At 57.7% G+C, this 14,781-nt stretch carries 12 protein-coding genes; 3 read left to right on the top strand and 9 right to left on the bottom strand.

Features of this window, described 5'->3' with window-relative positions:
- The first annotated feature begins 83 nt into the window (after positions 1-83).
- On the top strand, positions 84-494 hold the full coding sequence (locus tag AC2T6E_RS06430; RefSeq protein ID WP_089598953.1) for a YbhQ family protein: 411 nt from the start codon (positions 84-86) through the stop codon (positions 492-494).
- Here AC2T6E_RS06430 and AC2T6E_RS06425 read toward each other — a convergent pair.
- Genes AC2T6E_RS06425 through cecR form a run of 5 tightly spaced genes read right to left on the bottom strand, consistent with a single transcriptional unit; the run spans position 456 to position 6,096 of the window.
- Positions 456-1,562, bottom strand: a complete 1,107-nt coding sequence (locus AC2T6E_RS06425; RefSeq protein WP_042715003.1) for an ABC transporter permease — start codon at positions 1,560-1,562, stop codon at positions 456-458. The genes AC2T6E_RS06430 and AC2T6E_RS06425 overlap by 39 nt on opposite strands.
- Before the next feature lie 9 nt (positions 1,563-1,571).
- Complete coding sequence (locus tag AC2T6E_RS06420; protein WP_470296632.1) at positions 1,572-2,705, bottom strand: ABC transporter permease; 1,134 nt, start codon at positions 2,703-2,705, stop codon at positions 1,572-1,574.
- Positions 2,695-4,434, bottom strand: coding sequence for an ATP-binding cassette domain-containing protein (locus AC2T6E_RS06415; protein WP_460212643.1), 1,740 nt, complete (start codon positions 4,432-4,434; stop codon positions 2,695-2,697). The genes AC2T6E_RS06420 and AC2T6E_RS06415 overlap by 11 nt, the downstream gene beginning before the upstream one ends.
- The gene (hlyD, locus tag AC2T6E_RS06410) at positions 4,427-5,422 is read right to left on the bottom strand and encodes a secretion protein HlyD (RefSeq protein ID WP_010428860.1); all 996 of its coding nucleotides are present in this window, start codon (positions 5,420-5,422) and stop codon (positions 4,427-4,429) included. The genes AC2T6E_RS06415 and hlyD overlap by 8 nt, the downstream gene beginning before the upstream one ends.
- The gene (gene cecR / locus AC2T6E_RS06405; protein WP_182402643.1) at positions 5,419-6,096 is read right to left on the bottom strand and encodes a transcriptional regulator CecR; all 678 of its coding nucleotides are present in this window, start codon (positions 6,094-6,096) and stop codon (positions 5,419-5,421) included. Before cecR ends, hlyD begins: the two co-directional genes overlap by 4 nt.
- Before the next feature lie 207 nt (positions 6,097-6,303).
- Between cecR and rhlE the strand changes: the two genes are divergently transcribed.
- Both rhlE and dinG read left to right on the top strand, forming a co-directional pair.
- Complete coding sequence (rhlE, locus tag AC2T6E_RS06400) at positions 6,304-7,689, top strand: ATP-dependent RNA helicase RhlE (RefSeq protein WP_486690954.1); 1,386 nt, start codon at positions 6,304-6,306, stop codon at positions 7,687-7,689.
- Between the two features lie 97 nt (positions 7,690-7,786).
- Entirely contained in the window at positions 7,787-9,964 is a 2,178-nt protein-coding gene (gene dinG / locus AC2T6E_RS06395; RefSeq protein ID WP_486690952.1) for an ATP-dependent DNA helicase DinG, read from the top strand.
- Here dinG and AC2T6E_RS06390 read toward each other — a convergent pair.
- Genes AC2T6E_RS06390 through AC2T6E_RS06375 form a run of 4 tightly spaced genes read right to left on the bottom strand, consistent with a single transcriptional unit; the run spans position 9,951 to position 14,715 of the window.
- Positions 9,951-10,454, bottom strand: a complete 504-nt coding sequence (locus AC2T6E_RS06390) for a fimbrial protein (RefSeq protein WP_108415909.1) — start codon at positions 10,452-10,454, stop codon at positions 9,951-9,953. The genes dinG and AC2T6E_RS06390 overlap by 14 nt on opposite strands.
- 7 nt (positions 10,455-10,461) lie before the next feature.
- Positions 10,462-11,448, bottom strand: a complete 987-nt coding sequence (locus AC2T6E_RS06385; protein ID WP_108415910.1) for a fimbrial protein — start codon at positions 11,446-11,448, stop codon at positions 10,462-10,464.
- A gap of 21 nt (positions 11,449-11,469) precedes the next feature.
- Positions 11,470-14,013: a fimbria/pilus outer membrane usher protein gene (locus AC2T6E_RS06380; protein ID WP_486690949.1), complete on the bottom strand. Its 2,544-nt coding sequence runs from the start codon at positions 14,011-14,013 to the stop codon at positions 11,470-11,472.
- A gap of 27 nt (positions 14,014-14,040) precedes the next feature.
- On the bottom strand, positions 14,041-14,715 hold the full coding sequence (locus AC2T6E_RS06375; protein WP_174340595.1) for a fimbrial biogenesis chaperone: 675 nt from the start codon (positions 14,713-14,715) through the stop codon (positions 14,041-14,043).
- Between the last annotated feature and the right edge of the window lie 66 nt (positions 14,716-14,781).

Raw genomic sequence — 14,781 nt, 5'->3', positions numbered from 1 at the left:
CACAAAAAGATGCGGCGTTACGGAATTTTCCGTAAAGTGCGGTAGTCTGAACTAGCAGAGAAAAATCCTTCAGGAGAGAAGCCATGAAGTGGCAACAACGTGTTCGTGTCGCAACGGGTTTGAGTTGCTGGCAGATAATGTTGCATTTACTGGTCGTGGCCGTACTGGTGATGGGCTGGATGAGCGGCACGCTGGTGCATGTTGGTCTGGGGCTATGCGTGCTTTACGGCGTCACCGTGCTGTCGATGCTGTTCTTACAGCGCCACCATGAAGCGCGCTGGCGTGAAGTGGGTGATGTGCTCGAAGAGCTCACCACCACCTGGTATTTTGGTGCCGCGATGATTGTGCTTTGGCTGCTGTCGCGCGTGCTGCAAAACAACCTGCTGCTGGCCCTGGCGGGTCTGGCAATCCTCGCAGGGCCTGCGGTTGTCTCTTTACTCACCAAAGAGAAAAAGCTACGCAATGTTGCGTCTAAACATCGCGTACGCCACTGATCCCGTCGTGGCCGCGATAACCAGTAGCGGCCACAAACTTCCCCAGACAATGTCCAGGCTCGCATCCTTCAGATAGATTTGCTTGGTGATGTCCGTAAAGTGCCGAATCGGGTTTACCCACGTCAGATCCTGTAGCCACACCGGCATATTCTCGACGGGGGAAACATAACCCGAGAGCAAAATTGCGGGCATCATAAAGACGAATACCCCGATAAATGCCTGCTGCTGCGTCGAGCAGAGCGCCGAGATCAGCAGTCCAAACCCCACCAGCGACAGCCCGTAAATCACCATCGTGAAGTAAAACAGCGCCAGCGAACCGGCGAACGGGATCTGGTAGGCCCAAATACCTACTCCCAGCACGATGGTGGCCTGGAAGGTCGCGACAATCAGCGCCGGAACCGCTTTGCCGACGAAAATCTGCCAGGTGGCGAGCGGGGAGACCAGCAGCTGGTCCAGCGTGCCCTGTTCGCGCTCGCGGGCGACGGACAGGGAGGTGACGATCATCACCCCGATGGTCGTGATCATGGCGATCAGCGACGGCACCACGAACCACTTATAGTCCAGATTCGGGTTGTACCAGTTGCGCACTACCAGCTCGCTGTTGTTAGGCTTCGGTTTGCCCTCCATCAGCTCCTGCTGGTAATCCTTCACCACCTGCTGCAGATAGTTCGCTGCGATCTGGGCGCTGTTGGAGTTACGCCCGTCGAGGATCAGCTGCATCGGCGCGGTCTGGAAGGTATCCAGATTGCGGGAGAAATCCGCCGGGAACCGCACCAGCAGCAGCGCTTTTTGCGTGTCGATGGTGGGCTGGATCGCCTGCGGGCTTTTCAGCAGCAGGATGTGAGTAAAGGCCTTCGCGCGGGCAAAGCGCTGCGTTAACTCGACGGAATGTTTGCCGTTGTCTTCGTTATAAATCGCGATGGTGGCGTTGGTCACCTCAAGGGTGGCGGCAAACGGGAACAGTAAAACCTGGATCAGCACCGGCAAAACCAGAATGGCGCGGGTTTGCGGCTCGCGCAGCAGGGATTGCAGCTCTTTGCGGATCAATGTCCATAAACGGTGAAACATGCGCGCTCCTTAATCTAACCGCCGTTTGGTTTTCATCCACGTCAACCCGATAAACATCACCGCCGACGCCATCAAAAACAGGGTGTTGATAATCAGCACCACTGGAATATTCCCCGCCAGGAACAGGCTTTGCAGCGTGCTCACAAAGTAGCGAGCCGGAATAACATAGGTCACGGCGCGGATCACCGCAGGCATACTGTCTATCTGAAAGATAAACCCGGACAGCATAATCGACGGCAGGAAAGCGGCGTTGAGGGCCACCTGCGCGGCGTTAAACTGGTTGCGGGTGATGGTGGAGATGAGCAGCCCCATGCCCAGCGTGCTGAGTAAAAACAGGCTGGTGATAAAGAACAGCACGACAAGCGAGCCGCGATACGGCACGCCGAGGATAAAGACGGCGACAAGCATACAGAGCAGCATCGCCAGCATGCCGAGGAAGTAGTAGGGGATGAGCTTACACAGTAGCAGCTCGACGCGCGTGACTTCGGTAGAGAGCAGCGCCTCCATGGTGCCGCGCTCCCACTCGCGGGCGATCACCAGCGAGGTCAGTATCGCGCCGATTACCGTCATGATGATGGTCACCGCGCCCGGAATAATAAAGTGCTGGCTGATGGCGGCGGGGTTAAACCAGTAGCGCGTCTGCACATCGATCAGCGGCTCAAACTCCTCACCCCGGTCTTCGGCGCGCTGCATCTGCCAGAGCTGCCAGATCCCCTCCGCGTAGCCCTGCACGAAGTTCGCGGTGTTCGGCTCGCTGCCGTCGGTGATCACCTGGATCGGCGCATCGGTTTCAGCGCGCGCCATATTGGCGGCGAAATCCACCGGAATGACGATCAGACCGCGAATTTTCCCGGCCTGCATTTTCTGGATCAATTCCTGCCGGTTGTCGCTGATGGTGGCGTCAATGTAGGGCGAGCCGGTCATGGCATGAGTGAAATCCAGCGACTCCTCGCTCTGCTGCTCCAGCAAAATCCCGACCCGCAGCTTGCTGGAGTCCAGGTTAATGCCGTAGCCAAAGATAAACAGCAGCAGCAGGGGGATCACCACCGCAATCAGCCAGCTGCTGGGGTCACGCACGATCTGCCGCGTCTCTTTAATGCATAGCGCGCGCACCCTGCGCCACGAAATCGCATTACTGTGCATGGGCATTCTCCTTATCCCAGTCGTGGATGAGGGTGATAAACGCCTGCTCCATGGTCGGGTCTGGCTGTGCGTCGTCGGCGGCCTGGTTTTTCAGGTCGTCCGGCGTGCCGTGGGCAATCAGTTTGCCGCGATACACCAGCCCGATGCGGTCGCAGTACTCCGCCTCGTCCATAAAGTGGGTGGTCACCATCACGGTGACCCCTTTTTCCACCATGCTGTTGATGTGCAGCCAGAACTCGCGGCGGGTAATGGGATCCACGCCGGATGTCGGTTCATCCAGAAACAGAATATCCGGCTCGTGCATCAGCGAGCAGGCCAGCGCCAGCCGCTGCTTAAAGCCGAGCGGCAGCTCGTCGGTGGCGTGGGACGCAATGTTGGTTAACGCGAAGGCGTCGCTCATGCGGCGGATTTTTTCGTTCTGCGCCCGCCCGCGCAGGCCGTACACGCCGGAGAAAAAGCGCAGATTCTGCTCGACCGTCAGGTTGCCATACAGCGAAAACTTCTGCGCCATATACCCGAGATGCTGGCGCGCCTTGCCGGAGCTGACCTTCAGATCCATATCCAGCACCAGCGCCTTGCCGGATGTCGGCACCAGCAGGCCGCACATCATCTTAAAGGTTGTCGATTTTCCCGCGCCGTTTGGTCCAAGCAGGCCAAAAATCTCGCCGCGTTTAACCGCGAAATTGACGTTATCGGTGGCGGCGAAATCCCCGAACTTTTTGGTGAGGGATTTGGCTTCAATGACCGTTTCGCCCGGCGTGCCTTCCACCGTATGCAGAATGGCGGCAAGCGGCGACTCTGATGTACCCGCGCCGCCCAGCAGGTCGATAAACGCGTCCTCAAAGCGCGGCGCGGTCTCTTCTATCTCGATCTCAGGCATGCCTTGCGCCTGGCGAATGTCGTCGGCTGCGGCCTCTTTTTTGAGAATAATGCGCACCGAGCGGCCCTGGATCATCCCGTCGCTCACCTGCGGCAGCCTGAGCACCCGCTGCAGCAGCCTGCGGTTGGACTCCTGCGGGCTATGCAGCAGGAAGCTGCGCCCGGCCATGCTCTGCGTCAGCGTCGTCGGCTCGCCCTGATAAAGCAGTTCGCCTTCGTTCATCAGCAGCACATCCCGGCACTGTTCCGCTTCGTCGAGGTAGGAGGTGCTCCAGAGGATCAGCATCCCATCACCCGCCAGCTCGTGCACCATCTGCCACAGCTCGCGGCGCGAAATCGGGTCAACGCCAACGCCGGGCTCATCCAGCAGCAGCACCTTTGGCTCGCCGACCAGCGTGCAGGCCAGCCCCAGCTTCTGCTTCATCCCGCCGGAAAGCTTGCCCGCCAGCCGGTCGGTGAACGGGCCGAGGGAGGTAAACTCCAGCAGGCGCGCGAAGGTTTTCTGTCGCGTTTCGCCGGTGACGCTGCGCAGATCGGCGTACAGATTCAGGTTTTCCATCACCGTCAGGTCTTCATACAGGCCAAACTTCTGCGGCATATAGCCGAGCATGGCGTGGAGCGCACCGTCGTCTTTTATCGGGTCAAGACCAAGCACGCTGGCCGTACCTTCATCCGGCTTGAGCAACCCCGCCAGCATCCGCATCAGCGTGGTTTTCCCCGCGCCGTCCGGACCGACCAGCCCGGTCACGTAGCCTTTCTGGATGGTGCCGTTCAGCGGCGCGACGGCCGGTTTGTCCATTCCCTTAAAGCGTTTGACCAGATTGTTGAGCTGGATAACCGCGTCATTCATGTCGTTCCCCGTCGCTGACTGTTACGGTTACGGGCATACCCTGACGCAGCGCGTCGTCCGCATCGGTGACGATGATGCGCAGGCGATACACCAGGTCGGTTCGCAGGTCCGGTGTTTCAACCGTTTTCGGGGTGAATTCGGCGGTAGGGGAGACAAAGCCCACTTTGCCGTGATACGGCTTGTCCGGGCGACCATCGGTATAGAGCAGCAGCTCGCGGCCCGGCTGCATCTGGCCGAGGTTCGGCTCGTCAATGTAGGCGCGCACCCACACCGGGCGGGTCAGGGAGAGCGTTAAGACGGTGCTGCCCGCGCTGAGCATGCTGCCCGGCTCCACGGCGCGGGTCATCAGCGTGCCGTCGGACGGGGCGATTAACGTGGTGTCGCGCAGGTCCAGCTCCGCCTGGGCCAGCTGCGCCTGTGCCTGTTCAAGGCTGGCTTTCGCCTGGGCAATATCCTGCGCGCGGTTACCGGTGCGGTACTGGCTTAACTTATCCTGGGCGGATTTCAGCGTCGCCTGCGCCTGGTCGCGGGACGAGCGCGCATTTTCCAGATCGTTAGCGGAAATGGTGCGGCTTTTCCACAGCCCCTGCTGGCGCGCGTAGAAGTTCTGCGCGTAGTCATAGGCGGCTTTCGCCTGCTTAACGGCGGCGGCGGCCTGGGCGATCTCTTCATCGCGATAGCCTGCCAGCATCAGGTCATACTGCGCCTGAGCCACGGATACGCCCGCTTTGGCCTGCATCAGCGCGTTCTCATAGGGCGCCTTATCCAGCATCCCCAGCGTCTGCCCGCTTTTGATGGCATCGCCTTCGTCAACGCTCAGCGAGGCGAGACGTCCGCCGACGCGGAAGCTCATGTTCACCGTGCGAATATCCACGTTACCGTACAGCGTCAGGCCTTTATCCTGCTGGCTCTGATACCACAGCCAGCCACCTATTCCAGCAGCAAGCAACACAACAACCACCAGAACGATGGCGACAGGTTTTTTCATGACTTCAGGCTCCTTTGCGTTAAGCCTTGCAGGATCAGATCGACGTGACAGGCGATCACCTTGCTAATCTGCTCGGCTTTATCCTCATCAAATTGTGTCCAGCCCGTGCGTAACAGGATGGTCTCCCGCCCCAGACGGAAGGCGAGCACTTCGCCCAGCAGGGCATGGGTATGCAAAATCATTTCGGTGTCGCGTGCATCGCGTCCGGTATAGGCCGCGATAAGCCGGGTCAGGTGCGAGTGCATCGGCGCGATCACCCGATCGTGTACCCGCTGGTAGGCGGCTGTAGGGGAGAGCTGCTCGCGGGAGATAAACTTGCTCAGGTTGAGCGTATCGTCGTGCGTCAGCAGGCGGATCATATTATGACAGGCGTTGAGAATAAGCTGGCGAACGGCGGCGCGATCGGGCGACGGCTGGCCGAGCAGCGCGGTGGCCTCTTCCACGTGCGGGTGAAACTGCGTGCCGATAAAATCGGCGATCCACTCGGCGCAGGCGAGGTATAAATCCTCTTTTGAGCCAAAATAGTAGGTAATAGCCGCAATGTTCTGCCCGGCCAGCGCGGCAATATCGCGCGTGGTCGCATGCAGCCCGTACTCGCCAAACTGCGCCAGCGCGGCGGCGATAAGCTGATTTTTGGCCTGTTCACCTTTGGTTGTTGTGGGTGTCGTATTCATGGCGGCATTAAGAATTAATCAATCGATTGATTAAGATTATGTCTGATTCACTCTCCCGTCGAGGGAATGTTGAGGGATATTTTATGCGCCACGTCACAAAAGCTGCTACACTCCGCCCCTTCGCGACATTGTGGTTTTTGTCCTCCCCTATTCGTTATATCTCCCTGAAAACTACACCTGTGATGGTCGGGGCGGTTCGGAGTTTTTATGTCTTTTGATTCCCTTGGCCTGAACCCGGAAATTCTGCGCGCGATCGCAGAACAGGGCTACGTTGAGCCAACCCCAATCCAGCAGCAGGCGATCCCAGCCGTGCTTCAGGGTCGTGACCTGATGGCCAGCGCCCAGACCGGCACCGGTAAAACCGCGGGCTTTACCCTGCCGCTGCTGGAACTGCTGGTAAAAAACCAGCCGCACGCCAAAAGCCGTCGTCCGGTTCGTGCCCTGATCCTGACGCCTACTCGTGAGCTGGCCGCGCAGATTGGTGAGAACGTGCGTGACTACAGCCGCTATCTCAACATTCGCTCGCTGGTGGTTTTCGGTGGCGTCAGCATCAACCCACAGATGATGAAGCTGCGCGGCGGCGTGGACGTGCTGGTGGCAACGCCGGGCCGTCTGCTGGATCTGGAACACCAGAACGCGGTTAAGCTGGATCAGGTTGAAATTCTGGTTCTGGACGAAGCCGACCGCATGCTCGACATGGGCTTCATCCACGATATTCGTCGCGTGCTGGCCAAGCTGCCTGCGCGCCGTCAGAACCTGCTCTTCTCCGCGACCTTCTCCGACGAGATCAAGGCGCTGGCGGAAAAGCTGCTGCATAACCCGCTGGAAGTGGAAGTGGCGCGTCGCAACACCGCCTCTGAGCAGGTGACGCAGCACGTTCACTTTGTTGATAAAAAGCGCAAGCGGGAACTGCTCTCCCAGATGATCGGTCAGGGCAACTGGCAGCAGGTGCTGGTCTTTACCCGCACCAAACATGGTGCCAACCACCTGGCGGAACAGCTGAATAAAGACGGTATCCGCAGCGCGGCGATCCACGGTAACAAGAGCCAGGGCGCGCGTACCCGTGCGCTGGCGGACTTCAAATCCGGCGACATCCGCGTGCTGGTGGCGACCGATATTGCCGCCCGTGGCCTGGATATCGAAGAGCTGCCGCACGTGGTGAACTACGAGCTGCCAAACGTGCCGGAAGACTACGTTCACCGTATCGGTCGTACCGGCCGAGCGGCGGCAACCGGTGAAGCGCTTTCTCTGGTCTGCGTGGATGAACACAAGCTGCTGCGCGACATCGAACGTCTGCTGAAGAAAGAGATCCCGCGCATTGAAACCCCGGGCTACGAAGTGGACCCGTCGATCAAAGCCGAGCCGATTCAAAACGGTCGTCAGGGCGGCGGTGGACGTGGTCAGGGTGGTGGCGCTCGCGGTCAGCAGCCGCGTCGTGCAGAAGGTGGCGCACCGAAATCATCCGGCAAACCGCCGCGTCGTAACAACGACAGCAAACCGGCGGGTGAAAACCCGTGGCGCAGCGGCGAAGGGAAACCGGCAGGGGAAGGGCAGCGTCGACGCCGCCCGCGTAAACCTGCTAACCCGCAGTAATCTGGAAGCCCGGTCGTAAAGCCGGGCTTTTCTTTTTGCGGCAGCGAAGAGAAAGTGCCACAATAGTGGCTGTTTATACAGTATTTCAGGTTTTCCAATGGCTTTAACCGCTGCGCTCAAGGCGCAAATTGGCGCATGGTATAAGGCGCTACAACAGCAGATCCCCGACTTTATCCCCCGAGCGCCGCAGCGACAGATGATTGCTGACGTGGCCAAAACGCTCGCCGGGGACGACGGGCGACATCTGGCGATTGAAGCCCCGACCGGCGTCGGGAAAACCTTGTCGTACCTTATTCCCGGCATCGCGATCGCGCGGGAAGAGGACAAAACGCTGGTGGTCAGCACCGCCAACGTGGCGCTGCAGGATCAGATCTTCAGCAAAGATTTACCGCTACTGCGCAAAATCATCCCCGACCTGCGGTTTACGGCGGCCTTTGGGCGCGGGCGTTACGTGTGCCCGCGTAACCTGGCGGGGCTGGCCAGCAGCGAGGCGACGCAGCAGGATCTGCTGGCCTTCCTCGACGACGATCTCACGCCTAACAACAAAGCCGAGCAGGAGCTCTGCGCCACGCTCAAGATCGATCTTGACGGCTATAAGTGGGATGGCCTGCGCGATCATACTGATAAGGCCATCAGCGACGATTTATGGCGCAGGCTCAGCACCGACAAAGCGAGCTGCCTGAACCGCAACTGCCACTACTATCGCGAGTGCCCGTTCTTCGTCGCCCGGCGCGAAATTCAGGAGGCGGAAGTGGTGGTGGCTAACCACGCGCTGGTGATGGCCGCCCTGGAGAGCGAAGCGGTGCTGCCGGAACCCAAAAACCTGCTGCTGGTGCTCGATGAAGGCCACCATCTGCCGGACGTGGCGCGGGACGCGCTGGAGATGAGCGCCGAAATTACCGCGCCGTGGTTCCGCCTGCAGCTGGATCTGTTCTGCAAGCTGATTGCCACCTGCATGGAGCAGTTCCGCCCGAAAACCACGCCGCCGCTGGCGGTGCCGGAGCGGCTGAGCGACCACTGCGAAGAGGTCTACGGCCTGATTGCCTCGCTCAACAACATTTTGAATCTTTATCTTCCGCAAACGCAGGAAGCCGAACACCGCTTTGCGATGGGTGAGTTACCTGAAGAGGTGATGGAGATTTGCCAGCAGCTGGCGAAGCATCTGGAAAAACTGCGCGGGCTGGCGGAGATGTTCCTGAACGATCTTAGCGAGAAAACCGGCACTCACGACGTGGTGCGTCTGCACCGCATTCTGCTGCAGATGAACCGCGCGCTGGGGATGTTTGAAGCGCAGAGCAAGCTCTGGCGGCTGGCCTCGATGGCGCAGGCGTCCGGCGCGCCGGTCACCAAATGGGCCACCCGCGAAGAGCGGGACGGGCAGGTGCACCTCTTTTTCCACTGCGTGGGCATCCGCGTGGCCGATCAGCTGGAAAAGCTGATCTGGCGCAGCGTGCCGCACGTGGTTGTCACCTCTGCCACGCTGCGCTCCCTGAACAGTTTTTCTCGTTTGCAGGAGATGAGCGGCCTAAAAGAGAAAGCGGGCGACCGTTTCGTGGCGCTGGACTCGCCGTTTAACCACTGCGAGCAGGGCAAGTTGGTCATTCCGCGCATGAAATTCGAGCCGCTCATCGACAACGAAGAGCAGCATATTGCGGAGATGGCGGCCTACTTCCGCGAACAGGTCGAGAGTAAAAAGTACCCCGGCATGCTGGTGCTGTTTGCCAGCGGGCGCGCGATGCAGCGCTTCCTGGAGCACGTCACCGACCTGCGTTTACTCCTGCTCGTGCAGGGCGATCAGCCTCGCTACCGGCTGGTCGAAACCCACCGCAAGCGCATCGATAACGGTGAACGTAGCGTGCTGGTGGGGTTACAGTCCTTTGCTGAAGGTCTGGATTTGAAAGGGGACTACCTGACGCAGGTACACATCCATAAAATCGCTTTCCCGCCTATCGACAGCCCGGTGGTGATCACCGAAGGGGAGTGGCTGAAAAGCCTCAACCGCTATCCGTTTGAGGTGCAGAGTTTACCTGCGGCATCGTTCAACCTTATTCAACAGGTCGGGCGTCTGATTCGTAGCCACGGCTGCTGGGGAGAGGTGGTGATTTATGACAAGCGTTTACTCACTAAAAACTACGGTCAGCGGCTGCTGAACGCGCTGCCCGTTTTCCCGATTGAACAACCGGATGTGCCGGAAGTAAAAAAACGCCCGGCAAAATCCTCTGCCGGGCGTACAAAAAGCATCCGTGCTAAGAGGCGCGGTCCTACTGGTAAATAAACGTGACCTGAACGACGCTGCTGAATGTGCCGGCGGTAACGGGCAGGGCGGTAGCGTAATAGCGGGCAGAAAGCGGGAAATCGGCGGTGTGATCGTCCTGATTCACCAGAACGCTGAAGCTTGCCTGCGGGGCGATGAGCATCTTATCCGGGCGATCGGCCAGCTCCAGCGCCAGCCCACTGGCTGTACCGGTGTTAGCGAATTTATTCGGGTGTGCGCCGTCGGCCTGGCCGATAAATGTCGCCGTCGCAAGCGTGGTGGTTGACGGGCATTTTGACAGCGTCAAATCAAACGCTTTCCACTCGCCGGTATCCCCCACGTCCTTAAAATTACCCGCGACAGCCTGACCCAGATTGACCGTCAGGTTCTGGCTGGCGCTATCGACCGTGCAGGTATTGGCGTAAATGTTGCCGGTCATTTCTATCTGAATATCCTCCGCATAAGCGTTTGCCAATAGGCCGAGGGTCAGGAAAATCAAATATCTCTTCATTGTGAACCTACTTATACGCAACGGTAATGGTCGCGACGGTATTGGCCGGTCCTGGCGTGACGGTATCGCTTATCTGCTCGTAGCGTACCTTGAAGGGAATGTTTAGCGTTTCGTTGGCGTTCGCGGGGCTTGAGGTGGTGAAGTACTCATCAAAAGCGGGAACCCTGTTATCGGCAACGATAGACACGCCAACCCCTGTTGCCACGCCGCTTTCCGGGGTCAGCTTAATGACCCCTTCGTAGCCGGGGACATAGCCGTTCGCGCTGCTGATCTTCAGCTCCGGCTGAACCGTCGTATTACAGTTCAGGCTGACGTTAAAGTCCTTTTCGTCGGTGAGCAGGCCGGTTGAGAAAAACTGGCTCACGGGAAAATCGCCCAGCACCACGGTCAGGCTTTTTGGCGAGACGGAGCAGGTCACCTGCTGGACATTGATATTCCCTGCGTAGGAGACAGAGTTTGGATCACCGATGCCATCGTGGTGATAAACACCAATCCCAAAACGGGTCTGGCTTTGGTTCAGCGTGCCTGACGTCACCGTATCGCTGGTTTTGACCAGCTCAAGCGTAACGTCAAAGTTAAAAGAGAGATTGCCGTCACTGGAGACATAACCGACAGGCGTTCCCGTTGAGATGCAGTTTACGCCTCCGGCTCCGCTGATGCGTTGGCCTTGATCGTTCATCAATGCAACACCGACACCGGGTACGCCAGAATCGTAGACGCCTTTCAGGCCCGGGATTTCTGCGCCAGTGCCGTAATAGCAAGAGACAATTTCCTGTCCGCTTTCTACCGCCTGATCGCAATGACCGGCGACATGGGTGATCTGTTCGGTGCCGGGAATGGTCTCGCCAACCGCCAGCGTCGTTGGGACGGAGATGGATGCCACATTGATCATTTTGGGCAGATCCGGCGTGGTGCATGTCGCTTTTGCATGCGGCATAAATAACGCGGCGGTTCCCAGAACCAGTAACAAGAAGCACTGTTTAATCATTTGCATAATATTTGCCTGAAGGATGCATCAATGACACTGCGCCGCAGCGTTGATGATGCTGGATTTGTCTTTCTCATCCGTTAGCGCATAGTCCGCGACGCAATGCTCGCTCACATCCTCTCCCCAGGAGACGGCGAGATGCCCTTGCTGTGGCAGACCTGAGAGGTACGTCTGTCCGTCGTTACCGACAATAAACTCGCTGTCCTTATCCTCCGTGGTTACCGTTGCGCCGAAGGGCAGCGGTTTACCGTTGTGGGTGAGCGTCATCAGCACGCGACTGCCCACGCGGGTGTTAAAGCTGGCGCGCACCACGGCGCCGCGCGTTGGGGTCACCACCTGTGCCGCGTGCGTCACGTCGGCGTTGTCCGGCAGCGTTTCGGTATCCAGCGCGATGGTGTTATGGCGATACGCGGTAACAAACGGCACGACGGTATAGCCGCGGAAGTCGGTCTCCACGCCCGTCTGGTTAGCGATATGCGTTCCGTGCGTGCCGGGTGCTTTCACCAGTGCGATGGTTTCACCCAGCGGCTGGCTCAGGGTGATGCCATTGGCATGGGCAATGACGCCGCCCTGCAAACCAACGTTAACGGTCTGCTGATACTTATCCTGACTGACGCCTGCGCTCACCTCGCCGTAGGTCGCTTTGTAATCAGCATTCATGCTGGTCGAGTTCCCGCTACCGGTGCTGCTCAGCCCCTGCTGGATATTCCAGTTCAGGTTGTCCTCCTTCAGCGCCGTGCCGTTCAGGCCGATATTCTGCGTCGTACCGTCTTTGGTATTGTTGAGGTTGTAGGTGGCCCAGGTGTTATGCATCCAGTGGTCCAGCGGAACGGAAACGTTCAGCGAGAACTGGTTGTCGTTCGTCACCTCATCGCCGTTTTCATCGCTGTCGTGGGTGTTCTTGTTCATGCTGTAGCTCAGGCTGTAGCTCACCCCGTGCCAGCTGTTGTTGTAGCTGACGCCCATAGAGGTCATGTCCTGGCTCTGACTCCAGTAGGTTTCTTTCACCATGCTCAGGGTGACGGATCCCCAGCCTTCAGGAAGCGTCTGGTCGACGGTGGCCTCGGTTCGGGCGCGGCGCTGCTGAGGGGCAGACCAGTCGTCAGAGCGGGTGTAAGACTCCATGGTGTCTTCCAGGGTGTAAAACCCTTTGCTGTTGTAGCGATAGCCCGCGAGCGAGAAGTTGGTGCCCGAACCGGCAAAATCTTTGCTGTAGCGCACGCGCCAGGACTGGCCTTTGCTGAACTGCTGCTTCTTCAGCAGGGCTTTCGCGCGGGTCACGTCGATGGAGAACGCGCCTAAATCGCCCATGTTTTTCCCGGCACCGAGCGCCTGAGACTGATAATGGCTGCTCTGCTGAACGCCACCGTAAACGGTGACACCATAAGGCAAGCCATAGATCGCGCTGCCCTGGGCAAACGGGGTCTTTTCGACATCATTGTCGTAAGAGCGATAACGCCCGGCGGTGACGCTGTAGCGCAGGTTTTTTTCACGCTGCAGTACCGGTACGGAGGCATACGGCACCACGAAATGACTTTCGCTGCCGTCGGTCTCTTTCACGGTGACCTGCAGGTCACCGCTGCTGCCGGTAGGGTAGAGATCGTTAATTTCAAACGCGCCGGGCGCGACCGTGTTCTGGTAAATGACATAGCCGTTCTGGCGGACCATCATCAGCGCGTTGCTGTGGGCAGTGCCACGTATAATCGGCGCAAAGCCTTTTTCGCTGTCCGGCAGCATGTCGCTGTCGGAGTTAAGCTGCACGCCGGTATAAGGCACGCTGTCAAAAACATCGGAAGGCGAAGAGCTTTGCCCGACGGTGAGGTCGCTCTTCATCGCCACGATATCGCGCTGGGCGTAGGTATAAACGGAGGAGAATTTTTGCTGCTCTTCTTTGCCCGTCGTGCTGCGGTTCCATGTGGAATAGTTCCGCACGCGCCAGGCACCGATGTTAAAGCCAGGGCGCAGGTTGACGTACTGGCTGCTGTTATCCTGTTCACCCTGCTGGCGTGCGTGGCTCTGGCTGGCGGTGGCGCTGTAATTGAGCAGCCCTGCGGTGATCCCTTCGTCGAACTCTTTCGGGTCGATATAGCCGCGTGGAACCTGGCCCAGGGCCAGCTGTGGAATACTGAGCAGCAGTTGCTGATTGCGAACGTGAAACGACGCGGAGGCTGCCGGGATGGCGGTTAAATCGGCGCACTGGCCTTTTGCCATCAGCTGCGGGTATTTTTGGGTTTTAATGCCGAGGCTTTTTAAATCCTCAAGCGAGAAACAGGGCTGGAGTGAATTATTCCCGTGGGCGTTTTTTTCTAATGTAAAGGTGACATTGCGGGTATCAATTTTATTGTTATTAATAAAAATAGCGACCTGATATTTACCCGGTGCTTGCCCTGGCCCTTTTTCATATACAGAGAGATCAGTCTTACCCTGTTGCGGATTATCAATATCCAGCAGCGCCGGGTTGAAATAATCATCAGCCATAACCTGCTGCGCAAAGATCGCCAGTGCCAGGCCACAGAGAATGACCAGCAGTGACGAAATTCGGCAGGTGAACGGCTTTTTATGGCTGTACATAATTATTATAATTGTCTGCGTGGGGTATTAGTGGACTGATTTCGACCAGGTCTGGCTGATGCTGCCGTAATCCGTAATAATGGAATACGCGACGGTTGAACCACTCACATTGCCGGGTAATGCAAAGTGCGTTTCAGTTTTAGGAACGGCCCAGGTGGCTTTATCCACTTTATGGCCGTTCAGCGTCACCTTCTGGAAATTCATATAAAAAGGCGTTGGGTTATTAACAACCAGATCGTTGCCTTCACGATGCCATTCAAGCTTATCCGCGACCTCTTCAGGGTTGCCTTTAACCGTTGACGGGCGATACAGCAATTTAATGCGCGTATTAATCGCAATTTGTAGCGTGTTTATTCCTTCTACGTGTTTTGAGGACGGGATGGCTTTGATATTCAGCCAGTACAAGGATTCACGATCTTCCGGCAAATTACCGCCGGTGCGCACCACGCGCAGCACGTTATCTTCTTTTGCATCAAGGCGGAACAGCGGTGGGGTAATCAGGAACGGGGCTTTGGCCAGGTTTTTACCGCCGGAATCAACCCAGGACTGCACCAGATAATCCGTCGCATCTGGATTTGAAAGACCAAGAGAGGATTCCTTCTTATCTCCCTGGTAAACCAGTCGTGTGCCATTAATAATAACACCTGCATGTGCAGTGGCGGCTACCAGTAAAAGTGTGCTCAGTAAATAACCATGGCGCATAAAGATTTCTCAATAAATAGATGAGATATTAATGCTCGCAAAAGCATTAATATCTCAGGATTGATA

The organism is Enterobacter sp. B79-1 (genome assembly GCF_057444735.1).
This window is presented reverse-complemented; position numbering and strand designations above follow the sequence as displayed.

What these genes read in the sequence shown, in the direction of transcription:
- cecR (WP_182402643.1), bottom strand. Translation starts at nt 6,096, where the DNA reads ATGAATACGACACCCACAACAACCAAAGGTGAACAGGCCAAAAATCAG.
- dinG (WP_486690952.1), top strand. Translation starts at nt 7,787, where the DNA reads ATGGCTTTAACCGCTGCGCTCAAGGCGCAAATTGGCGCATGGTATAAG.
- AC2T6E_RS06375 (WP_174340595.1), bottom strand. Translation starts at nt 14,715, where the DNA reads ATGCGCCATGGTTATTTACTGAGCACACTTTTACTGGTAGCCGCCACT.
- AC2T6E_RS06430 (WP_089598953.1), top strand. Translation starts at nt 84, where the DNA reads ATGAAGTGGCAACAACGTGTTCGTGTCGCAACGGGTTTGAGTTGCTGG.
- rhlE (WP_486690954.1), top strand. Translation starts at nt 6,304, where the DNA reads ATGTCTTTTGATTCCCTTGGCCTGAACCCGGAAATTCTGCGCGCGATC.
- AC2T6E_RS06425 (WP_042715003.1), bottom strand. Translation starts at nt 1,562, where the DNA reads ATGTTTCACCGTTTATGGACATTGATCCGCAAAGAGCTGCAATCCCTG.
- AC2T6E_RS06415 (WP_460212643.1), bottom strand. Translation starts at nt 4,434, where the DNA reads ATGAATGACGCGGTTATCCAGCTCAACAATCTGGTCAAACGCTTTAAG.
- AC2T6E_RS06385 (WP_108415910.1), bottom strand. Translation starts at nt 11,448, where the DNA reads ATGCAAATGATTAAACAGTGCTTCTTGTTACTGGTTCTGGGAACCGCC.
- AC2T6E_RS06380 (WP_486690949.1), bottom strand. Translation starts at nt 14,013, where the DNA reads ATGTACAGCCATAAAAAGCCGTTCACCTGCCGAATTTCGTCACTGCTG.
- AC2T6E_RS06390 (WP_108415909.1), bottom strand. Translation starts at nt 10,454, where the DNA reads ATGAAGAGATATTTGATTTTCCTGACCCTCGGCCTATTGGCAAACGCT.
- AC2T6E_RS06420 (WP_470296632.1), bottom strand. Translation starts at nt 2,705, where the DNA reads ATGCACAGTAATGCGATTTCGTGGCGCAGGGTGCGCGCGCTATGCATT.
- hlyD (WP_010428860.1), bottom strand. Translation starts at nt 5,422, where the DNA reads ATGAAAAAACCTGTCGCCATCGTTCTGGTGGTTGTTGTGTTGCTTGCT.